At 64.0% G+C, this 22,438-nt stretch carries 18 protein-coding genes; 6 read left to right on the top strand and 12 right to left on the bottom strand.

Annotation, left to right across the window (positions count from 1 at the left end):
• Positions 1-53 precede the first annotated feature (53 nt).
• Together BMY91_RS17875 and BMY91_RS17880 are read right to left on the bottom strand one after the other, a co-directional pair.
• A complete protein-coding gene (locus tag BMY91_RS17875; protein ID WP_090824362.1) occupies positions 54-1,337 on the bottom strand; it encodes an FG-GAP repeat domain-containing protein in 1,284 nt (427 codons plus the stop codon).
• A 143-nt stretch (positions 1,338-1,480) separates the two neighbouring features.
• Entirely contained in the window at positions 1,481-3,136 is a 1,656-nt protein-coding gene (locus tag BMY91_RS17880; protein ID WP_177179947.1) for an FG-GAP-like repeat-containing protein, read from the bottom strand.
• Positions 3,137-3,146: 10 nt separating this feature from the next.
• Here BMY91_RS17880 and BMY91_RS23210 point away from each other — a divergent pair, with 10 nt between their 5' ends.
• Positions 3,147-3,344, top strand: a complete 198-nt coding sequence (locus BMY91_RS23210) for a hypothetical protein (RefSeq protein WP_091326855.1) — start codon at positions 3,147-3,149, stop codon at positions 3,342-3,344.
• Here BMY91_RS23210 and BMY91_RS17885 read toward each other — a convergent pair.
• Both BMY91_RS17885 and BMY91_RS17890 read right to left on the bottom strand, forming a co-directional pair.
• Complete coding sequence (locus BMY91_RS17885; protein WP_090824365.1) at positions 3,341-4,489, bottom strand: FG-GAP repeat domain-containing protein; 1,149 nt, start codon at positions 4,487-4,489, stop codon at positions 3,341-3,343. The two genes, BMY91_RS23210 and BMY91_RS17885, sit on opposite strands and share 4 nt — an antisense overlap.
• Positions 4,490-4,540: 51 nt before the next feature.
• Positions 4,541-5,668 (bottom strand): FG-GAP repeat domain-containing protein, encoded by a 1,128-nt coding sequence (locus BMY91_RS17890; RefSeq protein ID WP_090824368.1) that lies wholly within the window; start codon positions 5,666-5,668, stop codon positions 4,541-4,543.
• A 205-nt stretch (positions 5,669-5,873) separates the two neighbouring features.
• Between BMY91_RS17890 and BMY91_RS17895 the strand changes: the two genes are divergently transcribed.
• Positions 5,874-6,482: a TetR/AcrR family transcriptional regulator gene (locus tag BMY91_RS17895; protein ID WP_090824370.1), complete on the top strand. Its 609-nt coding sequence runs from the start codon at positions 5,874-5,876 to the stop codon at positions 6,480-6,482.
• A gap of 282 nt (positions 6,483-6,764) precedes the next feature.
• Entirely contained in the window at positions 6,765-7,955 is a 1,191-nt protein-coding gene (locus tag BMY91_RS17900; RefSeq protein WP_090824372.1) for an NAD(P)-dependent malic enzyme, read from the top strand.
• An 82-nt stretch (positions 7,956-8,037) separates the two neighbouring features.
• Here BMY91_RS17900 and BMY91_RS17905 read toward each other — a convergent pair whose 3' ends face one another.
• Positions 8,038-8,934 (bottom strand): LysR family transcriptional regulator, encoded by an 897-nt coding sequence (locus tag BMY91_RS17905; RefSeq protein WP_090824375.1) that lies wholly within the window; start codon positions 8,932-8,934, stop codon positions 8,038-8,040.
• 119 nt (positions 8,935-9,053) lie between these two features.
• Here BMY91_RS17905 and BMY91_RS17910 point away from each other — a divergent pair, with 119 nt between their 5' ends.
• Positions 9,054-9,755 (top strand): type 1 glutamine amidotransferase domain-containing protein, encoded by a 702-nt coding sequence (locus BMY91_RS17910; RefSeq protein WP_090824377.1) that lies wholly within the window; start codon positions 9,054-9,056, stop codon positions 9,753-9,755.
• An 85-nt stretch (positions 9,756-9,840) separates the two neighbouring features.
• On the opposite strand, the gene BMY91_RS17915 is transcribed toward BMY91_RS17910, so the two are convergent.
• A complete protein-coding gene (locus BMY91_RS17915; RefSeq protein WP_256212817.1) occupies positions 9,841-11,427 on the bottom strand; it encodes an alkaline phosphatase family protein in 1,587 nt (528 codons plus the stop codon).
• A gap of 277 nt (positions 11,428-11,704) precedes the next feature.
• Between BMY91_RS17915 and BMY91_RS17920 the strand changes: the two genes are divergently transcribed.
• On the top strand, positions 11,705-12,208 hold the full coding sequence (locus BMY91_RS17920; RefSeq protein WP_090824380.1) for a DUF456 domain-containing protein: 504 nt from the start codon (positions 11,705-11,707) through the stop codon (positions 12,206-12,208).
• A 79-nt stretch (positions 12,209-12,287) separates the two neighbouring features.
• On the opposite strand, the gene BMY91_RS17925 is transcribed toward BMY91_RS17920, so the two are convergent.
• Positions 12,288-13,244 carry a polysaccharide deacetylase family protein gene (locus BMY91_RS17925; RefSeq protein ID WP_090824382.1) on the bottom strand — a complete coding sequence of 319 codons (957 nt, stop codon included), beginning with the start codon at positions 13,242-13,244 and terminating at the stop codon, positions 12,288-12,290.
• Positions 13,241-14,800 carry a purine-cytosine permease family protein gene (locus BMY91_RS17930; RefSeq protein WP_090824384.1) on the bottom strand — a complete coding sequence of 520 codons (1,560 nt, stop codon included), beginning with the start codon at positions 14,798-14,800 and terminating at the stop codon, positions 13,241-13,243. Before BMY91_RS17930 ends, BMY91_RS17925 begins: the two co-directional genes overlap by 4 nt.
• Before the next feature lie 107 nt (positions 14,801-14,907).
• Here BMY91_RS17930 and BMY91_RS17935 point away from each other — a divergent pair, with 107 nt between their 5' ends.
• Complete coding sequence (locus BMY91_RS17935) at positions 14,908-16,467, top strand: PucR family transcriptional regulator (protein WP_090824386.1); 1,560 nt, start codon at positions 14,908-14,910, stop codon at positions 16,465-16,467.
• A 95-nt stretch (positions 16,468-16,562) separates the two neighbouring features.
• Here the strand turns inward: BMY91_RS17935 and purU are convergent, their stop codons facing one another.
• The 4 genes from purU to BMY91_RS17955 are packed head-to-tail and all read right to left on the bottom strand — an operon-like array spanning position 16,563 to position 22,438.
• Positions 16,563-17,462, bottom strand: a complete 900-nt coding sequence (purU, locus tag BMY91_RS17940; protein ID WP_090824388.1) for a formyltetrahydrofolate deformylase — start codon at positions 17,460-17,462, stop codon at positions 16,563-16,565.
• Between the two features lie 2 nt (positions 17,463-17,464).
• Positions 17,465-18,856 carry an L-serine ammonia-lyase gene (locus tag BMY91_RS17945; RefSeq protein WP_090824390.1) on the bottom strand — a complete coding sequence of 464 codons (1,392 nt, stop codon included), beginning with the start codon at positions 18,854-18,856 and terminating at the stop codon, positions 17,465-17,467.
• A complete protein-coding gene (locus BMY91_RS17950; protein WP_090824392.1) occupies positions 18,856-19,500 on the bottom strand; it encodes a sarcosine oxidase subunit gamma in 645 nt (214 codons plus the stop codon). The genes BMY91_RS17945 and BMY91_RS17950 overlap by 1 nt, the downstream gene beginning before the upstream one ends.
• Entirely contained in the window at positions 19,493-22,438 is a 2,946-nt protein-coding gene (locus BMY91_RS17955) for a 2Fe-2S iron-sulfur cluster-binding protein (RefSeq protein ID WP_090824393.1), read from the bottom strand. The genes BMY91_RS17950 and BMY91_RS17955 overlap by 8 nt, the downstream gene beginning before the upstream one ends.

Here is a 22,438-nt window from a genome sequence, read left to right on the forward strand (position 1 = left end):
GGGCCCCGCCCGAATGGCTACGGACGAGGCCCAGCCAACAGCCGTGGACGCGGCTAGAAGACAGCGTTGAAGCCGCCCCAGCCCGAACCGACCACTGCCGAGGTCTTCCAACCGCCTGAGCCGTTGCCGTAGTACATCCGCATCTGGCTCGACGTGTCGATGCCCCAGACATCATTGGAGCCATCTCCGTCGAAGTCGCCTGCGCCGCCCAGCTTGGTGATCGCGTTCCAACCTTGGCCGATCACACCGCTGGTAGTCCATCCCCCGTGGCCGTTGCCTCCGTAGAAGCGAAGGTTTCCAGCGGCGTCGCGGGCCAAAACGTCTGGCTTGTGATCGCCGTTGAAGTCCCCGGGAGAGAAGACGGACGTCATGCCGCCCCAACCCCATCCGACTGTCGAGGCCGCCAGGAAGCCGCCATGTCCGTTGCCCGGATAGAGGACGAGCTCACCGGAAGATTTGCGTGCTAGGAGGTCGTTGTTCCCGTCGCCGCTGAAGTCGCCGGCGGCAAAGATGGAGTTGAAGATTCCCCAGCCCCAGCCGATCTGCTGCCTTGCATGCCAGCCACCGCCGCCATTGGATGGATAGAGAAAGAGCGATCCGGCGCTGTCACGGGCGATCACATCATTTTCACCGTCGTTGTTGAAGTCGCCGGCCGAGAACATGGTGTTGAAGATGTTCCAACCCGAGCCGACCTCGTAGGCCTGCTGCCAGGTGCCGTTGCCGCCTGTCGGATACAGGCCGAGCCGGCCGCCGGAGTCCCGGATGAACAAGCTCATGGTGTACGGATCCCAGTACTCGGCACGATAGAAGCCCGACGTGTGCGGACGATCAATGTCCACGGGAGTCACGTAGTTAAAATCCAAGGGCTCCAAGGACACCGCCGCTGTCCCCGACGCGGGGAGGTTGCCCGGGTTGTGGATCAACGAACCGTCACGCCAGTAGCCGATTTCCTGGCCGGCGGCAGTCTGAATCTGCATGTACTGTGCGACGTAGGTGCCGGGAGGTGTGCCCTGCGCGAAGAAGACGTCGAAGGCATACGTCGAATCGGCGGCGCTGAACGAGCCCTGCGTCATCTGCGTGTGGAGTTTTCCGGTGGCTGTGTTCCGGAACAGGACGTAAACGTTAGTGATGGGACCGGAGGCCTGGACGGTAACCCTGGATGTTGCTTGTCCTCCTGCAGCAATCGAATCCGGCGTCGTTGAGACGGCCACCGGAACAGGCGCGAAGGTGTCATCGGCATGAGCTGCCGGGGCGAAACCCAGCCCTCCGACCAAAACGATGCTGCCCACAAAAGCGGACAGCCAGCTGCGCACACGGCGCAGAGGCGTGCTCCCCATGGTTCCCCCAATTCAGGGCCGGTCCCAGATGGCCGGCGGGTGTAAGTGAATTGAGAGTACATTGGCCGAACCGCAGTCCGGGAATTTGCTGGCAAAAATTCGGGATAAAGACAAGTCAAACCCAAAACTCAACCGAAATCGGCTTAGAACACCGCCGTGAATCCGCCCCAGCCCCAGCCAACCACGCCTGCGCCTTTCCAACCGCCGCTGCCGTTGCCGTAGTACAGGTTCAGTTGGCCGGCGGAGTCGATGGCCCAGACGTCGTTGAAGCCGTCGCCGTTGAAATCGCCTGCGCCGCCGATGCGCGACATGACATTCCAACCGGTGCCGATGGCCTTGGCGGTGGTCCACCCACCCTTGCCGTTGCCGCCGTAGAGCCGGAGGTTTCCTGCGCTGTCGCGGCCCATGACGTCTGGGTTGCCGTCGCCGTCGAAATCACCGGGCGAGAAGACCTGGCTCAGGGCATCCCAACCCTGGCCAACGGCGCCGGGGGAGCGGAAGCCGCCGGCCCCGTTGCCGGGATACAGCACCAGGGCGCCTGAGGGTGTCCGGGCCAGGAGGTCGTTGTTGCCGTCTCCTGAGAAGTCACCCGCGGCAAAGACGGAGTCGAAGACGTCCCAGCCCCAGCCGACTTCCTTGCGCGGCAGCCAGCCCCCGGTCCCGTTGCCCGGGTAGAGGAACAGAGTGCCGGCATCGTCGCGCGCCAGAACGTCGTTATAGCCGTCGCCGTTGAAGTCGCCGGCGTTGAAAACGAGATCGAAACCACCCCAGCCGAACCCGATGGTCTTTACTGCTTGCCAGCGTCCGGCGCCGTCAGTGGGGTACAGGAGGAGGTTGGCCGCCGCGTTCCGGGCGAACAAGTCCAAGGAGGTTCCGGCGTCGAACCCTGATGTGTGGGCCTTGTTCCGCACCACCGTTCGGCTATACACGGTAAACGGCCGCGTTGCCGTGGCAGGATTGCCTGCCTGGACTACCGCACGGAAGCCGACGACGGCGCCACGGTCCGCCGTTGTCAACGTATAGGTTTTGGCGGTGGCCCCGTTAATCGGGGTACCGTTCCGCACCCATTCGTACCTGACGCTGACGGCGCCGCCGGCTGTGCCCGTGGCCACGCTGCCCTCGTTGAAGACACCGGTGAGCTTCTCGCCAACAGTCAGCTTGCCTTGGAGGGTGGGGGCCGTGGCTGTGATGGGCGAGGTAGGAGTGAGCGGCAGCGACGATGCGGACACAGCCCGGTATCCTGCCTTCGTGGCCGTGACCCTCACAGACAGGGTCTGGTCCAGGTCCGCTTCAGCTACCCGGTAGTTATTGAGGGTGGCGCCGCTGATCGGCTGGCCGTTGCGGAGCCACTGATAGGCGAATCCGGTGGGTGGGGATGTCCACGAGCCGTTGTCAGTGGTCAACATCTGGTCATAGCGCGCCACACCGGACACGACGGGGGCCTTGGTGTTGGGATTGTCTGTCAGCGGGAAATTGGGGTTGTTGACGGCGAAATCCACGCCGTCCAGTGCCCCGGGGCGCTGCGTCGGTGCTTCCAGACCCGGGCTGAGGAAGAGGATGTTGCCGTCGCGGCCGTAGCGCACGGAGCCCTGCCCGGAAACCAGCACTATGCCAACGCTGAGGAGCTTGTACCGGCCCGTCCTTTTGAAGGTGCTGCCGTTGACGGGCACTGTGGCTTGCGCGCTGTACGGTCCGGGCGCTTGGCTGGTGGGCCCGTACAGTGTGGCCTGCTCCAGGGTGTCCTCGTTGACGTAGGTGAACCCTACTTCTTGGGCGGGACCACTCAGGGTGAATGACAAAGAGATTGTATTGCCCGGCACTACCGTGGCCGGAGAAGTCCGCGTCACTACGGTGGGCAGCGGCACGTCCGGTCCTGCGGCCGTGGCGCGCGGGGGCGGAACTGCGATTGCCAGGGCGGCGCACAAGAGGGTGGCCATCAGGATGCGAAAACCCGTGCCCGCGGACCTCGCGGAAGAAAGCATTGTCAAGATCTCCCCCAAACCCTAGAAAACGGCGTTGAACCCGCCCCAGCCCCAGCCGATGGCACCGGCGCCGTTCCAGCCGCCGTCGCCATCGCCGTAGTACGCCAGCAGTTGGCCGGAGCCGTCCACCGCGTAAACATCAGCATTGCCGTTGCCGTCAATGTCGCCAGCCGCACCAATGGTGGTCATGCCGCCCCAGCCCTGGCCAACTACGGCCATGCCGGCCCAGCCACCTGCCCCGTTGCCGCGGTACAGGCGCAAGGCACCTGCGGTGTCACGGGCCAGGATGTCTACGTTGTTGTCGCCGTTGAAGTCGCCGGGGGTAATGATTTTGTTGACAACATTCCAGCCGCTGCCTACGACGGATCGGGTGAGCCAGCCGCCGTCGCCGTTGCCCGGGTAGAGGTACAGGATGCCGCTGGCGTCCCGGGCGAGGACGTCGTTGTGTCCGTCGCCGTTGAAGTCGCCTGGGGAGACGATGGAATTAAAGGCATTCCAGCCGCTGCCCACCTGGCGTCCTGCGAAGAAACCGCCATCGCCCTTTCCTGCGTAGAGGAAAAGGTTTCCGGCCGCGTCTTTGGCCAGGATGTCATTGGTGCCATCGGAGTTGAAGTCGCCGGGGGAGACCACCGTGCCGAAGCCGTTCCAGCCCGGTCCGACGGTTCTGGCAGATTCCCAGGCGTTGTTGAGCCGTGGATACAACATGAGCGTGCCGTCGGAACGGCGGGCAAGCATTTCGTAGGCGCCGCGGCTGGTGAACCCGTTGGCGCGGTTGGAGGCAGAGATGGGAGCGGTCTCTTCGCTGGAGACTTCCAGCGGCTCGCACCCGTTCTGGCTGGCCACTACGTGGGCAGCAATGGTTTTGTCGCGATCTGATTCATCGAGCGTGTAAGTCCACCAAGCCCAGTGATCGTCGGCTCGGACGCCGTCGCGGGTCCAATAGATCTGGTAGTCCGGGCCAGCAGCAGCGCCGCAGCCACTGAACGACGCAGGATCGATTTCAAGCGTGAGCGTGGAGCCAACAAACGGCGCACCATGAACCACCGGATCCGAGGGATCCATGGTTGCCATGGCGGGGGCAGGCGCAAAAGCCACCGCGGCAACCACAGCCGCCGCTATCCCAGCCACCACTCGGCGCACACCTGACGTAGGGCGTGTTGGTGCGTTCATGATGTCCTCCCCAGACTTTATGGGGCCAATTCTACCGCGGCTGGGATTTCTCTAGAAGATCGCTGTGAAATTGCCCCAGCCGTTCCCTGCTGCCTCGGACCCGCGCCACCCCGTGCGGCCGTTGCCGTAGTAGATGACCAGCCGGCCCTGCTGATCTACGCCATACACATCGTTAAAGCCGTCGTTGTCATAGTCGCCGGCTGCGCCAGCGGCTTTCAATGCGTTCCATCCGACGCCGATCAGCCATGACCTCGTCCAGCCGCCGGCCCCGTTGCCCCCGTAAAAGTAGAGGTAGCCGCTGCGGTCCCTGGCCAGGACGTCCACGTTGCCGTCGCCGTTGAAGTCGCCCGGTGTCAGCAGCGCATCCATCACCTGCCAGCCCTGCCCGACGGCGGTCCTCGCCAACCAGCCTCCGGAACCATTGCCCGGGTACAGGTAGAGGGCGCCGCCCGGTTCGCGGGCAAGGACGTCGTTGGTGCCGTCGCCATTGAAGTCACCCGGGCTGACGATCTGATCAAAAATGTTCCAGCCTTTGCCGATGGTCTGGGCGGGTTTCCAGCCGCCGGCGCCATCCCCTGCGTAGAGGTACAGGGTCCCCGCGGCATCTCTGGCGATCACGTCGCCTTTGCCGTCGCCGTTGAAATCTCCTGGTGAGAGCACCAGGTTGAAGATGTTCCAGCCCCAGCCAACGGTGCGGGGAGCCTCCCAGGCATTGCCTTTGCGTCCGTACAACTGCAACGCCCCGTCGTTGGCGCGGGTGAGCAATTCGAAGCTGCGTCCGGTGAAGCCCGCTGCGCGGTTGGCTGCTCCGACGGGCTTGGTTTCGTCACTGTGCAGTGATTCGCCACCGCAGGCCGTTTTGCTGGCAGTGACGTGAACGGCCATCCGGGCTCCGGTGTCATCCGGTCCCAGGACATAGCTCTGGGCTGTTTCGCCCGCCACCAGGAAGCCATCCCGGGTCCAGTACACGGTGAAGTCCGGACCCTTCCCGCCGCCGCAGCCGTAGAAGGTGTACGGACCGATGTCCGTTGTCAGTTTCTGGCCGACGAATGCTGCACCGTTGAGTATAGGGTCCGGCCCACTGCTGGTAGCGGCCGACGCCGGCAGGGGGCCAAGTGCCACAGCCGCCACAGCGGCGGCCAACAGCGTTGCTGCCATCCGGCGTCGAAATGTCCCCATGTGTTCCTCCCAAGCAGCGGCTCAAACCTTCATGAAGTGTATGTGGGCCGGGCGACAATAGCCGGGAGCGGCATGCGTCCGTCCACGTGAGGCGAGCTCTCAGGAAACGGTCATTTAGCTCCCGTATCATTGATGCGATCGGCCAGCCACGGGTCCTTGACCCTGCCGGCCGTTTCCTTGTCAGCCTGCCAAGAGATCGCCGGAAATGCCCGTATCAAACTCACTGGAACCGTACTCCCTTGACCTGACCACGGGGTTGCCCCGTATGGCTGCCGCACCCACCACACCGCGGCAGCAGCTGCGCTATGCCCGCATCCTGAAAACGGCGGCAGGATTCGCGCAACGGCAGTTCGATACGTTGAGCCTTTCCGACGTCGCGGCCAGGGCAGACATCCCGCTGGGAACCCTGTACCGCTACTTCCCCTCCACGGCGCACCTCATGCTGGCCGTTTACCGGCAGCAACTGCGGGAGCTCCGGGACGGTGTCCGCCTGCGCGAAGGCAAGGGACATGCGCTTGCGGGCTTGATGATGGAGATCTTCCACCTCCGCGTGATGCAGCCGGGAGTGGAACACTGCCTGATCCGGCCCGCCGGCAAGGATGATGACACGGCGCAGCTCCTGCGTGAGATCGATGCGCTCTCCGAGGAAGTAGTGGGCTCGCTGAGCAAGGACACCGGTAAGGATGCCGTCAGGGCCCGGATTCTGCTGCACCTTGTGAGCGGCCTGGTCCAAGCCGTTCGCTGCCGCCGGTTGTCCTTGTTTGAGGCAGAGAAGGATCTCAAGAGGGCATGCACGCTGCTCACGGGTGAGTGACCAAATGTGCCTGCTGGTCTAGACCGCAGGAGCCAAAGAATGCGGTTTTAGGCATGACGTGGGTCACATTCAGCGTTGGTTGAACGTTTTACTCTCGAATCGTCTCTGTTGGTATTGAATCTTGTACCCTCCACGCTTCCCTAGGCTGGAAACACCGAAGCGGCTAGCAGCCCCCTATCTGCAGAAGCAACGCCGGGCCAGACACCCTTGGCCCGCCACAGCAGTTCTGTTCCTGCCCTATACCGTGCCGTGGGTCCACGGCTAGCCTGAGGAGACAAAGACGTGTCCATCGAGACAATTGCTACAGACAATGACGCCCTGGTACTGACCGAAGAAGAGATCTTCGCAGCCCACGAAGGCGGCAAGCTGACCATTTCCAGCACCGTTCCGTTGAACAACAAGCGTGACCTTTCCATTGCTTACACCCCCGGAGTTGCGCAGGTCAGCCGCGCAATCCACGCCAACCCCGGGCTTGCCCGTACGCACACCTGGGCCGAACGCCTGGTTGTTGTGGTCAGCGATGGCACCGCAGTCCTGGGCCTGGGCAACATCGGCCCCAGTGCCTCCTTGCCCGTCATGGAAGGCAAGTCCGCACTCTTCAAGTCCTTCGGCGACCTCGACTCCATCCCGCTGGTGCTCAACACCACCGACGTTGACGAGATCATTGAGACCCTGGTCCGCCTCCGCCCCAGCTTCGGCGCCGTGAACCTCGAGGACATCTCGGCCCCGCGCTGCTTCGAACTCGAAGAGCGCCTCATTGAAGCCCTCGATTGCCCCGTCATGCACGATGACCAACACGGCACCGCCGTCGTGGTTCTTGCAGCCCTGACCAACGCCGCCAAGGTGACCAAGCGCGAACTCGAAGGCCTCAAGGTTGTTGTTTCGGGTGCCGGTGCCGCAGGCATCGCCATCGCCGAGATCCTCCTGGCCGTTGGCATCAAGGACGTCATCCTGCTCGATTCCAAGGGCGTGGTCAACGCTGACCGTGCCGACCTCGCGGCCGACCCCGGCAGCGTCAAAGCCCGTATGGCCAAGCGCACCAACCCCCGCGGCATTTCCGGCGGCCCCGGTGAAGGCCTGACCGGCGCCGACGTCTTTGTGGGCGTCTCCTCCTCCAAGCTGGACGAAGAGCACCTGAAGCTCATGAACGATCAGTCGATCGTGTTCGCCCTGTCCAACCCGGACCCCGAAGTCCTGCCCGAGGTCGCCCAGCAGTACGCAGCCGTTGTTGCCACCGGCCGCAGCGACTTCCCGAACCAGATCAACAACGTTCTGGCCTTCCCGGGCATCTTCCGCGGCGCACTGGATGCCGGCGCCCGCCGCATCACGCCTGCCATGAAGATCGCCGCCGCCAACGCCATTGCTGAGCTGGCCGCTGAGGACCTCTCCGCCGATTACATCGTGCCGAGCCCGCTGGATGCCCGCGTGGCACCGGCGGTCACCGCCGCCGTTGCGGCTGCCGTCACCGAGTAGCGGTTACCAGCGCAAGACCGACGACGGCGACGCCTCCCGTGCTGGGGAGCGTCGCCGTCGTTCTTGATTAAGGAGCTGCGGCTCAGAATCCTGCCAGCTGCTGGATTGCGGAGACCAAGGCTCGCAGCTGACGATTTCGGTCAAGGTCCCCGGTGCGGGTGGCCAGATATACCGTGTTCAGGGGTGCCAACCCGGGAGTGTGCAAGGTGATGAGTGCCCCGTCTGCGAGGTCCACTTCCACCAGATATCTGGGCAGGACGGACATCCCGGCGCCCGCAATGACCGCCGCACGCACGCCGCGAAGATCAGGCACGATGCAGTTGGCCCGGAGGTCGTCGGGGCGCCGTTCAAAGACCGTCCGCCAGTACCGGCGAACAATGGGCAGATTCTCGGCATAAGCCACCACCGGAATGGTGGCCAACTCCACATCGGCGGGTGCATTGCCGGGAAGGTTTTCCTTCCATGCAGGAGCGGCCACCAGCACAAATTCCTCATCGATGAGGGGAATCCCGGTGACCCCCTGGACCCGTGGCCGGACAGCACTGACTACGAGGTCCAAGTCGCCGGACCGCAGCTCCTCCAGCAATGCGTCCACCAGCCCAAACCGGATCCGCAGCCCGGCCCCGGTAACCTCCGTCAGCTCCGGAGTGTGGGGCAGGAGCACGGTGGTAATGAACTCCGCGGGACCGCCCACATGGATTGACCCGTTGGCGCCGGACTGCCCGGATAGGACAGCGAGGTCTTCCAGGGCGTCAATGTGCGGGCCGACGTCCCGGGCCAGGCTGTCGGCCTTGGGAGTGGGCGTGACGCCCGTCGGACTCCTCTCAAAGAGACGCAGGCCAAGGTTTTGCTCCAGGGAGTGAACATGGGTGGATGCTGTGGGCTGCGAAATTCCGAGCATCCTTGCGGCCTCGGTCAGGGACCCCACACGATACGCCGTGAGGAAGGTCCGCAAATGCTCCAGGTTGTGAGTGGCCATCGGTGCAATCCTCGCACGGCGCGGGACAAGGATTTCCGATGGGGGCCACAGCTTTTTTCCATGAGGCCCAAGCGCATCACCGGGGCACCATCGAATGACCACCCCTCGAAAGGAAACCCATGCCCCGCATTCTCATGGTTGTATCAGCAGCCGACTCTCTTGAACTCGCCGACGGCAGCCAGCATCCCACAGGGGTCTGGGCCGAGGAACTGGTGGTGGCCCACCGCGCCCTCAAAGCCTCCGGCGCAGACATCACCATCGCCAGCCCGGGCGGAAAGAAGCCAACAGTAGACCCAGGCTCATTAAACCCGGAGATCGTTGGAGATGAGGACAAGGTCCAGGAGTTCAAGCAATACCTTGCGGACATCGCCGCAGAACTGGATGAACCGGAGTCCTTGAATTCCGTGACCATGGCCCACTTTGACGCGGTTGTCCTCCCCGGCGGACACGGCCCTATGGCGGATCTCGCCAAGGACGCCGATCTGGGCGCCCTGCTGATTCAGGCCAATGACTCCGGCAAGATCATCGCTCCCTTCTGCCATGGGCCGGCGGCCCTGCTCAGTGCCACCACCCCCGACGGCAGCTTCGCCTTCGCCGGCCGCCAACTAACGGTGTTCACGGACGAAGAAGAACTCACCGGGGGCACTGGGGAGAACACCCCGTGGCTGGTGGCCACCACCCTTGCCGATCGCGGCGCCATCGTGAAGGCCGGCCCGGCGTGGAGCAGCTACGTAGTCCGCGATGGCAACCTCATCAGCGGCCAGAACCCGCAGTCCAGTGAGGCAGTAGCGGCGGCTGTCGTGTCGGCGCTCGCCGAGTAGGCGTCCCGCTGGGTACATCGACGACGGCGACGCCTCCCGCGCTGGGAAGCGTCGCCGTCGGTCCTTGCTCAGTGTGCGTTACGCGTCAGCGGTCCAGCGTGACCTGATCCACCGTCCAGAACGCGCTGTTGGTCCCGGTGTAGCGGAAGCTGACCTTTGCCTTCTTGGCGCCCTTGGGGACGTCCAGTGCCAGGGATTCGAAGCCATTGAAGTTGGCGGAGTAGGCCTTCACCAGCTGCGGTGCGCCGCCGTCATAGCTGACGAACACCTCGCCGCTCTGCGGTCCGTCGATCCTGTAGTTGGACGCGAAGGAGAGCGTTGCGGTTTTGCCGCCCTTCACCTTGATGTCGGGGCTGATGAGGGTGGAGTCGAACTGCCCGGGTGCGTGTGCCTTGTCGTCCCATTCGTCGGAGTCCGCTACTGCGAAGACGTTGCGGTTCCGGACGGACGTTTCGCGGCCCTGGTTACGGTCGGTGTTGGTCCAGAACTCGTCAGTGGCGAACGACCAGCCACGCCATTCGGTCACACCACCGGCCGGCATGGCGGAGTTGTCGATTGTCCAGCCAGCTGGCGCAGTGGTGGTCCAACCCTTCACATCGGCCGCAGGTGCGGTTTCGTCGGCGCGGGTCCGCAGGCTCTCGCGGAGAGAGTCGAAGGCGTCAGCTTCGATTTCAGAGAAAGCTTTTCCGTCAAGATTCCAGGCTGCCTCGGCCGTGACGCCCTCATGCTTGAGGACTGTCGGTGCGATGTCCGTGATCTTGATGTCGTTGCGGACAGTTCCGGGTTTGATGCCCTTGCCTTGGGCGATGACGAAGGTCTGGCGTTCAGCGGGGCTGCTGCCGCCGTGGCCGCCGGCAGCGGTGTGGCCGTGGTCGGCGGTGAGGACCACCAGCCAATCCTCGGACTTGTAACTGGGGCGGTTCTTCACAGCGTTCAGGATCTCGCCCACTTGGCCGTCCACTGAGCGGAGCGCAGCGAGGTATTCCGGCCGTTCCGTACCGTACGAGTGGCCAGCGCCGTCCACTTCATCGAGGTGGATGAACGTGCTGTCCGGATTCCCCGTGGCCAGGTAGTCCACTGCCTTGGCCGTGGTTCCGGCGTCGTTCCCGCCGGCGAGCCTCAGGTCCACCTTTTGGCCGAACACCGTCTGGGGGATGGGCGACCAGGTGCCCACAACCAGCGTGGAGGCCTGAGGCTGGGCCGATTCGAGGCGGCTCAAGTAATCCGGGTACTGGCTGTAGTTGGGTGCCGTGAAGTTGTTGTCCACCACCTTGTGCTTGTCCGGCCACACTCCCGTGGCGATGCTCGACCAGCCAGCGCCGGACACCGTGGGCGCCATGGGGTTGGCGAACAGATTGCTTGTGGCGGTCATCCCGTTGTTCATGAGGCTCTGGACGTTTGGCATGCCCGCAGCTCCAAACTTTGCGATTGCTGCGCCGTCGAGGCCGATCACCAAGGTCTTCTGACGCTTGCTGCCATGGGGGAGGCCCGCGTAGCCGGTGTTCGTGGAGCGGCCGGTGTGGCTCACCTCCTGGGTCTCCTGAGTTGCCTGAGTTGTCTGGGTGTCCGGTGCGGCAGGTGCCGCAATAGCCACGGAAGGAAGCACGACGGCGGCAGCGAGCGTTAGTGCGGCGGTTGCCAGGGTGGTGCGAAGGGGACGGGGGTTGTCCAAGGTTCTCTCCATTTTTTGGGTCCGGATAAGCTGCCGGCGCAGTTGTTGCCGACAGGCTGACCCCTCAACCCTGCCGCGCGAAAATGGGGTAATCAAGGAGAATCGCAAGTTGTATAGACAAGTTGGATTGCCGTTAATCTCCTGTTTCCTGGGCATACTCAGCGGTTCCAAAGCTGGCTGTAACTATTGGTCAGTAGTTGTGAATACAGCTCTGCGATCGGGCAGGGCCAGCGTGGAGGGCGCGTGCTCCTGGTGGGCCGGACCTAGACTGAGGGGCATGAACGCCGAACTCATCGTGACCATCCTCTGCGGCCTGGCCATTGCAGTTGGCGTGGCCGGAACCATCATTCCCGTACTTCCCGGCAGCATCCTCATCGGCGTGAGCCTGCTGGCATGGGCCATCTGGGGTGGTGCCGGTCCGCTCGGCTGGGTGATCTTCGCCGTCGGAATGCTCTTTGTGGTGGCGGGCATGGCCGCCAGTGCGGTGCTGACGGGGCGCAAGCTCAAGCAGCACGGCATCCCGAACAGATCCGTGCTGATCGGTGTGGTGCTGGGCGTGGTGGGAATGTTCGTCATCCCCGTGGTGGGGCTCTTTATTGGGTTCGCGCTGGGGCTTCTGCTCAGCGAAGTCCAGCGGACGCGCAACTTCCCGGCTGCCCTGAAGTCCAGTGGTGCCGCGCTCAAGGCGACAGGTATTGGCATTCTGGTGGAATTTGGCCTGGCCTGTGCAGCGGCAAGCACCTGGATCATTGGAGTGTGGATCAACGCCGTGAACGGCTGAACACCCGCGCCGGGACCGCAAAGATGACAAGCGCGGGGGCGTGTCAATCTTTGCCATCCCGGCGGAGGGCGATGGGTGGTTAGGGCACGGAGACCCTGGCTGGCATCTGGACTCCGGCCGGGCGGAAGGTTGCGCCGGCGCCAGGGTACAGGGGGACGTCGATTCGTGCGTGGGTGTGGATTTCGTGAACCGTCGACTTGGTGTGCCGGGCGATCTCGGACAGGGTTGTCACCCACATTCCGTCAAGGTCCTTGACTCGCTCGATCAACTGCTCCAAGGCCACAGCGCGGGATGGCCGTCCGGAGATGAACGGGTGGTTGGTGAGGACGAAGCAGCTGCCCTGTGCGTGGTGTGCTTGGGCCTCCAGTGTCCACATTTCCAGGGCCTTCGAGGGACTCTCGATCACTCCGCTGCCCGTGACGCCGGGGTAGAACCCGTATTGCTCCCAATCGTCCAACGCCCAATCGACGGGGATCTCCACGATGTCCCGGGAGTCGCCCTCGGCCACGGCCATGCGGTAGGGGGCATCGCCGTCGAGCAGGCTTGAATCGTAAAGGAAACCGCGGTCCGCGAGCAGGGCCGGCGATTGCCAATTCAACTCCCACCAAGGGGCCCGGTAGCCCACCGGGCGGATCCCCGCCACGGTGGCGAGTGCCTCCAGGCCGCGGTCCAGGTAGCTGGCCTCGGTGGCTGCGTCGATTCCCTGCATGGGCTCGTGCAGGTAGCCGTGGTGGGCAATCTCGTGGCCGGCATCCGCGATCCTGCGCACCACATCCGGGTAGCTTTCGGCCGTGAAGCCAGGGATGAAGAAGGTTCCCTTGATGTCCTGGCGGTCCAATATCTGGAGCAGCCGCGGAACGGCGATCTTGGGGCCGTACGACTGGTGGCTCATGAGGGACATGCGCCGCGTGTTGGAAGGATCGTGCGCGATGGTGCAGGACTCGGCGTCGACGTCGAAGGTGAACGATGCTGCGGCTTGGTAACCCTCGGGCCAGGTGATCTGGTGGAGCGAATCGGCGAAAGCGGGCTGGTTCATGCTGTGGTCCTTTCAACAGCCGGGGCAGGTGCTGGCTGCGTGAGTAAGACGTGATGGGAAGCCGCAAGGACGAACTTCTTGTGGGCCCGGGGTCCGAGGATTGCGTAGGCGGCTGCGCTGGTGAGGCCGCCCGCCAGCCAGGAGAGGTCCCAGCCGCCGAGGGCCACTGCGATGGGGCCCTGCATGGCGGGAACCAGCCCGTACATGAACAGCCAGGTGGAGAAGATGCCCACCAGCAGGGACGCAATGCCGGCCCAGTTGATAACGGGCAGACGGTGCGTTCCCACGGGGTCGAACAGGCGATCCACCTTGGCCGGCCAGCGCTTTTCGAGCCAGAAGTAGTGCACCAGCATGACCCCACCCCAGGCGGCCACCCAAGCGACCAATCCGATCAGCCAGGCATCCAGCACTGCGGCGAAGTCCTCCTGGAAGATGAAGAAGACCACAGCGATCAAGGAGAAGACACCAACGAACAAGTTCAGCTTGCGGCGGCTGATGTTGATGTCCAAGGCCTGCGTGGCAACGGAGAAGGTGTAGATGTTCAGGATGTTGGTGGCGATGGGGCCGTGCAGCACCATGAGGAGGACTGGAAGGGCGAGGACGCCGAAATTCTGGACGATCAGTTTGCCGGGGTCGATCTCGCCGCTGTTGGTGGCCAGGCTTGCGCCGAGCACGCCCAGCCACACCACGGGGATGAACTGCCCCAGGACCGAAGCGAGGTACACCTTGCGCTTGGGAACCGAGGTGCTGACGAAGCGGGAGTAGTCGGCAGCGTAAGTGAACCAGGTGATGCCCCAGCCGATGCCGATGGCTGTCATCACTGCGCTCATGGCGGCGATGCGCTCCGAACCTTCAAGGATGTTGCCTGCAGGGCCTGCGTAGCCCCAGTCGATCTTCATGCCGAACCAGGCAACGCAGGACATGACGGCCAGGATGATGATGGTGGGCGGCACGGTCCATTTTTCAAAGGCCGCGATGGCCTTGTAGCCGAACCAGGCGATGGCCACCTGTGCCGCCATGATGGCCGTGGCCACACCGATCTTCCACGCGTAGTTCTTGGCATCGGGATCCACCCAGCCCAGAGTTCCGAACAGGGCCATGACCAGGTCCAGGATGATCCACGTGTTGACTGCACACCAGCCGATCACCAGCAGGGCCTGGATGGCTGCGGGGAGGTAGTTGCCGCGGCGACCGAAGGCGGCGCGGGCCAGGACCATGCCAGTGGCACCGGTCTTCTGGCCGAGGAGGACAAAGCAGCCAAACAGCAGCATGCCGATCAGGTTTCCCAGGACCAGCACAATCACGGTGTCAGCGAAACCGAGGCCAAGGTGGATGCCAAGGGCGCCAAGCACCCAGTTGATAGGAGCAAGATTGGCGCCTGCCCAGATCCAGAACTGTCCGGAAACTTTGCGGGTACGGTCTGACTCGGGAATGGGCTGGAGCCAGGCTTCACTGTCGTGGGCCGGCGCCGTTGCCGGAACTGACGAGGGTGTGCCCGGCTGCGGGGAGCCTGACTGCGCTGAATTGGAACGCGAAGGAGAGAGGTTGTCTTGCATGGGAGAGCCTCCGTGTGTGAAAGGGACTCTCTCAGGTTATGTGCGCCAGATCACAGCAACAAGATACTATGTGTCTAAAGAAAATCGCTTAGACGTTACGGAGTGTCATGTCCATGCTGCTAGGCGAGGCCCTTGAATTCCAGAGTCTCAAATCTGCAGGGCCAAAGCTGCTCAACGACGTACCGGAGGCTCTCTTCCGACCCGTCCGATGGGTGCACTCCAGCGAGGTCCTGGACATCGCGCCGCTCCTCAGCGGTGGCGAACTTCTGCTCAGCGGTGGGCAGGCGCTCGCCGGGGTCACTGTGGAGCGTCAGGCCGAGTACGTCCGTGAACTCGCCGCCCGCGGCATCGCTGCGCTGGCACTGGAGACGGGTCCCGCTTTGCCCTTCGTGCCGGCCGCCATGCTGGACGTCGCCCAGGCCGCCGGCTTGCCGGTGATCGAGCTCAGCCAGGTAGTCCCGTTCGTTGGCGTGATGCAGGAAATCAACTCAATCCTGGTCAGTGAGTCCGTGGAGCATCTCCAGCGCGGTGACCAGGCAAGCCACGCCATGGCTGCCGAACTGGCCCACGGTGGCGGGCTCGATCAACTCCTTGCCGTGTTGGCCGAAAGGACAGGCGCCAGCGTGCGGCTGGTCTCGCCGTCGGGCCTGACACTAGGGGCCGCCGGCGGCGCGTTCCCGGCGGACGGCACGGCAACGGAGGGCAGTGCCTCGGCGCGCGAACCCGCTTTTACGGCAAACTCCACTCCTACAGCGGACGACGGCGGTAGCGTCATCATGGTGGACGTCCCGGTGCGGGGCGTCCTGGCGGCGCGTCTGGAACTTCACCTGCCCGACGGCGGCGACGGTTCCCTTGCGCGGGTGGCCGGGGAACGGTCCGTGGACATCCTCGGCCTGGCGTTGCTGCAGCGCATGCCGCCGGGGCTTAAGGAACTGGCGGGTATTGAACTCATGCGTGCCATCAATTCGGGAGGCCAGCACTGGCAACTTCAGCAGCTGGGACCGGCGTCGGGCTTCCCCGTGGACGGTCACGTGGCCGCGGTGGTGATCCGGTCAACCGGTTCAGGTCACTTGCGACCAGCTGTGGACGCGTTGCTCCGGGAGCATGTGGCGCACAGCGCGAGCTACGCCAACAACGCTGAACTGATTGCCTTGGCTTCCTTGAGCGACGGCGCTGCGCTGAGCGACGGCGCTGCGACCCGTCGCGCATTGATGGAGGCACTGAGGAACCTGGAGGTACCGGCAGGATCCGTGATTGCGGTGGGGCCGCTGGGCCGCGGTATTGCTGAGGCGCCCTGGTCTCTGTCCGAATCGCGCAGGGCACTTGATCTAACCCCGGCCGGCAAAGGTGTGGTGGATGCAGACACGCTTGCTGTGGAGCTCCTTGCGCAGGAGGCGCTGGACCCGGCCACCCGTGAAGGGTTCGTGCAGCGGCAGCTGGGTGCCGTCGTCGAGCATGATCGCCTGAAGAAGTCAGAACTCATGAGGACGCTGTCCGTCTGGCTGGATACCGGCTGCAACACGGCCCAGGCTGCCCGTGAGCTGCACCTGGAACGGCAGTCCCTGCACCACCGGCTCCAACGCATCTTCGAGCTATGCGGAGGGGATCCACGGGGGAACGGTCGGCTGGCAGCGCTGCATCTGGCGACGAGGCTGGCCCGGGTGTAGCTCCTGTTAAACGCCACTTCGATGGTTCCCTGCACACAGTGCCGTTCGCAACAGCGTATGCGCAGGGAACCATCGAAATGGGTGCTTGCAGAGCCCTACTTCAACACGATCGTCCTGTTCCCATTCAGGATGATCCGCCCCTCGCAGTGCCAGCGAACGGCGTTGCTGAGGGCCTTGCATTCGGTGTCCCGACCGGCGGCTACGAGATCGTCCGGTCCGAACGTGTGGTCCACTTCCACTACCTGTTGGGCGATGATGGGACCTTCGTCCAACTCGCCGTTCACGTAGTGGGCGGTGGCACCCACAGTTTTCACACCACGTGCGTATGCCTGGTGGTACGGCTTTGCACCCTTGAAACTTGGCAGGAACGAGTGGTGGATGTTGATGGCGCGGCCATCGAGTTTGCGGGCGAGGTCGTCACTGAGCACCTGCATGTAGCGGGCCAGCACAATGAGTTCCACGTCCAGTTCGTCGATGATCTCCAGCAAGCGCCCCTCGGCGGCAGGTTTGGTGGCGGCGGTGACAGGGATGTGGAAGAACGGGATCCCATGCCACTCTGCCAAACCCTGGTGGTCGGTGTGATTGGACACCACGCCCACTACATCGATGGGCAGCTCGCCGATCCTAGCGCGGAACAGGAGGTCGTTCAGGCAGTGCCCAAACTTGGAGACCATGATCAGGACGCGCCGCTTGTATCCCTGACGCTGCAGTTGCCAGTTCATGCCGTACTTTTCACCCACCGGGGCAAAGGCCTCCCGCAGCGCTTCCACGGTGGATTCATCGCCGTCGGACGCGAAGTGCACCCGCATGAAGAAGTGGCCCTCGGCGCGATCACCGAACTGCTTGTTGTCGATGATGTCGCATCCGTGGTTCAACAGGAATCCGGACACAGCGTGCACAATTCCGGGACCTTCGGGGCAGTCGAGGGTGAGGACATGTTCCACAGTGGTCTCCGTTGTGGAGACGGCAGTGGTTTCGGTTTGGATGGCAGTCATGGCTAGCACTCCACTACGTTGACGGCGAGGCCCCCACGGGAGGTCTCTTTGTACTTGGATTTCATGTCTGCGCCTGTCTCGCGCATGGTTTTGATGGCTTTGTCGAGGGAAACCTTATGGCTGCCGTCGCCGTGCAGGGCAAGGCGGGCGGCGTTGATGGCTTTGACGCTGGCGATCGCGTTGCGTTCGATGCAGGGGATCTGCACCAGCCCGCCCACGGGATCGCAGGTGAGGCCCAAGTTGTGTTCAATGCCCACTTCGGCGGCATTTTCCACTTGCTCGGGCGTTCCACCCAGGACTTCGCAGAGGCCGGCCGCAGCCATGGAGCAGGCGGAACCCACCTCACCCTGACAGCCCACCTCGGCACCGGAAATGGACGCGTTGATTTTGAACAGGATTCCGACGGCGGCCGCCGCCAGCAGGAAGCGCACGACGCCGTCGTCGTTGGCTCCCGGAACAAACTTGGTGTAATAGTGCAGCACTGCCGGGACAATTCCGGCGGCACCATTGGTGGGCGCGGTGACGATCCTGCCGCCCGCAGCGTTTTCCTCGTTCACTGCCAGGGCGAAGAGGTTGACCCATTCCATGGCCAGGAGCGGGTCCGCTGAGGCACTACCGTTCAGGTCCGCGTCGGTGTCGGAAAGCTTTTTGAACAACGACGGCGCCCGTCGCCTGACCTTCAGGCCTCCCGGGAGGATTCCCTCGGCAGAGCAGCCGTTGTCCACGCATTCCTGCATGACAGCCCAGATGCCCAGCAACTTCTCACGCAGTTCCTCCTCGGAGCGCCACACTAGTTCGTTGGCCAGCATGATGTCCGAGATGGACTTGCCTTCGCGGAGACAGATGGCAAGGAGCTCGTCTGCAGTGGTGAAAGGGTAGGGGAGAACGGTGTCGTCGGCTACCACTTTGTCTGCGCCGGAGACGTCCCCGTCCACCACGAAGCCGCCACCAATGGAGTAATAGCTGCGTTCCCGGAGCACGCCGCCCGTGTGGTCCAACGCGCGGAACGTCATGCCGTTGGGGTGTGCAGGCAGCGACTTGCGGCGGTGGAGCACCACGTCCTCGTCCCAGTTGAAGTCCACCCGATGGTTGCCGCCCAGACGCAGTTCAGCGTCCAGCGCCGCTGCCGCAACCTGGTCGTCAGCCGTGGTGGTGTCCACGGTTTCGGGGGAGTGGCCTTGCAGCCCCAGCACCACTGCCTTGTCTGAGCCGTGGCCCCGGCCGGTGGCGCCCAGTGAGCCGAAAAGCTCAGCCTGGACGCGCACCGTGGCCGGAAGCTGGCCCGACGATTCAAGACCGTCCGTGAACTGCTTTGCCGCGCGCATGGGACCCACCGTGTGTGAGGACGACGGCCCGATGCCAACAGAAAACAGGTCAAGCACACTCAGTGCCATTAGGGGACCTCAGGGGAGGCGTACTCCCGCATGGCGTCAAGGAGCCAGCGTCCCAGGAAGTCGGCAAACGAGGCCCGGGGAAAGATCCGGTAGCTCTCCTCCGAGGTCTTCCAGAGCATCACGGGGATGTGCGCAAGCTCAGTGGAGACAGCCGTGCCGGCTTTGAAGACGCGCGGGTGAAGGTCCAAGGAGCAGGTCTTCTCCAGCACTGCGCGGGCGTGGCTGCCGGAGAGCTCGAACGTGGTGCGGTTGGCGGACAAGTCCACCACCTGGCCCGCGTCGTTGCCCAGCGCCGTGGTCAGATCGCTTACCAGGGAGCCGCCCAGTGAATCGTGGGCTTCTTCCGGTGCCACCACCATGAACTCGGTGGGACCAAGCCACAGGGTGTGAACGGAACCGGTCCCCGTTACTTGACCGCAAGCGGCTGGCAAGCCGCCGGTCACGGACGAAACGCGGGCACCGGCGTCGGACGTTCGGTCAACCCGAATCCCCACCATGGCTTGGTACGGAATCTCGGTGATAGTCACCGTTCCCGGCACGGAGCCGGAAGTGAAGGCGTCAGCCAAGTGCTCGGCCGGGCTGCGGCGGGCGCCCCGGACACGGTCGACGTGTGCGGTTTCTGCTGGTGTTGCTGTTTCAGCCATCTTTGCGGGTCCCTTCAGCATCGAAAAGTACGGTTTCGCCAACAACCACGTCCACCAATTGGTCTCCCAGCGAGGCCACCAGGGTCTCGCCGATGCGGTTGCGGCCGTTTTGAATGAGAGCCAGGGCGAAGGAACGGCCCAGCGCGGCGCTGTGGTAGCTGGAGGTCACGAAGCCCTCCATGGGGACGGGTCCGGTGGCCGGGTTGACCGGGATGCCCTTTTCCACCAGCTGTGTGCCTTCGGGCAAACGGAGCGAGTGGTCCACGGGGAGGACGGTCACCAAGTGCTTGCGGTCCTCGCGGCTTGCATCCTGGCGGAGGTAGGAACGCTTGCCGATGAAGTCCTTGGCCTTGGAGACGATCCAGTCCATACCGGCGTCCTGCGGGGTGACCGTGCCGTCGGTGTCCTGCCCCACGATCGGGTAGCCCTTTTCGGCGCGGAGCACGTGCATGGTTTCCGTGCCGTACGGGGTGATGTTGAACTCGGCACCTGCGGCAGCAACTGCTTCCCAGGTGTTGAGTCCGTACCAGGACGGGATGTTGATTTCGTAGGCCAGTTCGCCGGAGAAGGAGATGCGGCAAACGCGGGCCTGAACTCCGGACGCCAGCGTGGTCTCGCGGAAGGTCATGAACGGGAAGTTTTCTGCCTCCAGGCCACCGTTTTCGGCGAGCTGGGGTGCAACCTTGGCGATCACTGCACGGGACTTCGGGCCAACTACGGCGATGGTGCTCCACTGCTCCGTCACGGACGTGCAGACCACATCGAGTTCCGGCCACTCTGTCTGGTGCCACTCTTCCAGCCAGTCCAGCACCTTGGCTGCGCCGCCGGTGGTGGTGGTCATGAAGTAGCGGTCATCGTCCAGGCGCAAGGTCACGCCGTCGTCGAAGATCATGCCGTCCAAGGTGCACATCACGCCGTAGCGGGCGGATCCCGGGGCGAGTTTCTTGAACGCGTTGGTGTACACGCGGTTCAGGAATTCGCCCGCGTCCTTGCCGCGGATCTCGATCTTGCCCAGCGTGGTGGCGTCCATGAAGCCCACGGAATCGCGGACCGCTGCGCATTCGCGCAGGACTGCCGTGTCCATGTCCTCACTGCCCTGCGGGTAGTACCAGGGGCGCTTCCACTGTCCAACATCTTCGAACAGTGCGCCCTGGGCCACGTGCCACGGGTGGATGGAGGTGACTCGGGCGGGGTCGAACAGTTCCCCGCGCTGGCGGCCTGCCAGGGCTGCGAAGGCAACGGGGGTAAACGGTGCGCGGTACGCCGTGGTTCCGATCTCGCCGACGCCCGGGATGCTCTCGGCGCCGCCGAACTTCAGTGCTGCGGCGATGACGCCGATCGCGTTGACGCCGGACGTCTTGCCCTGATCGTTGGCCGTGCTGATGGAGGTGTACCGCTTGACGTGTTCCACGGACCGCATGCCTGCCCCGGTGGAGCGGAGGACGTCCGCCACGGACTGGTCGCGCTGGAAGTCGACGAAGTGGTGGTGCCATTCGCCCGGCTCGCCGCTCTGGCCGGGAACCAGCCACAGCTGACGGCTCGGAGCGCTGGCTACGGGAGCCTGCAGTTCCACGGGGGTAGTTTCGGAATCGAACCCGGCAGCGATGGATGCTGCCGCTCCTGCCGAGATGCCCTCTGCCAGGCAGTCCTGGAGTTCGTAGCTGCCACGTCCTGCGCCAACAACCTGCTGGTCGCGGACCGGTTTGGTGGGGATGAAGGCAGCGAGCTCGTCATCCCAACGCAGCTTGCCCTGGCGCTGGCTGTGGAGGTGGACCACCGGGCTCCAGCCGCCGGAAACTGCGAGCAGATCGGCAGCCAGCTGCTCGACGCCCGAGGTGAGTTCGCCGTCGTCGTTAATACTGCGGACGGTGACGCCATTCAGGCGGCCATTGTCATCCGCGGAGGTGTCAGCAGCAGCACTGCCGATGAGCACCCGGATACCGGCCTCGACGGCGGCGGCGGCCTTCGCGCTGATCTGCGGACGGGCATCGACGACGGCGGCAACCGCCACGCCTGCTGCCTTCAGATCCGCGGCAAGAGCGTAAGCGGAATCGTTGGTGGTGCTGATGACCACGCGGGATCCTGCTGCCACTGCATAACGGTTCAGGTAGGTGCGGGCTGCCGAGGCGAGCATGATGCCCGGGCGGTCATTGTTCTCGAAGACCAGCGGACGCTCGTGGGCGCCCGGAGCCAGGACAACCTGCTTGGCACGGATGTGCCAAATACGCTGGCGGGAGACACCCGACGCCGCAGGAACACTCAAATGGTCCGTGCGGTTCTGGGCTGCGATGAAGTAGTTGGAGTCGTAGGAGCCGAAAGCGGTGGTGCGGTTCAGCACCGTGCATTCTGCAGCGGAAACCAGCTCGGCCTCCACGTCAGCAACCCATTCCAGGGCCGGCTTGCCTTCAATCTGCTCGGCCAGTTCCGGGGCGGTGGAACCGGAGAGCAAGGAGCCACCAAGTTCGGGCTGGTCATCGATGAGGATGACGCGGGCACCCGTGCGGACAGCCTCGCGCGCTGCGGCAAGGCCTGCGATACCGCCGCCGACCACCAGGACGTCCGTGTGGACGTACTTCTTGTCGTACTCAGCCTTATCCTCGTTGGGATCGAGCTTGCCCAGGCCGGACAGAAGTTCAATGTTCATGCCATCCACCAGCGAAACTGCCGTGGCGGGAAGCATGGACTCGGCAACGTGACCACGGAAGCGGGGGGCGATCTTGACCAAGGCGTTGGACTCTTCCACGCCGGCGGCCATGATGCCGCGGGGGCGGTCCTCGTAGAGGGAGCTACCGGCGTTGATGTGGCCATTGGCCAGCAGCGCCGAAGCGATGGTGTCACCCGGGTGGCCGGTGAATTCCTGGCCGTCCACGGTGAAGCGCCAAGAGATGCTGCGATCGATGCGTCCGCCGGTGGCGAGGCGTGCGTTCTTGCTGGTCAC

Origin of the sequence: Arthrobacter sp. yr096 (assembly GCF_900108925.1) — a bacterium.
Lineage (GTDB): Bacteria > Actinomycetota > Actinomycetes > Actinomycetales > Micrococcaceae > Arthrobacter.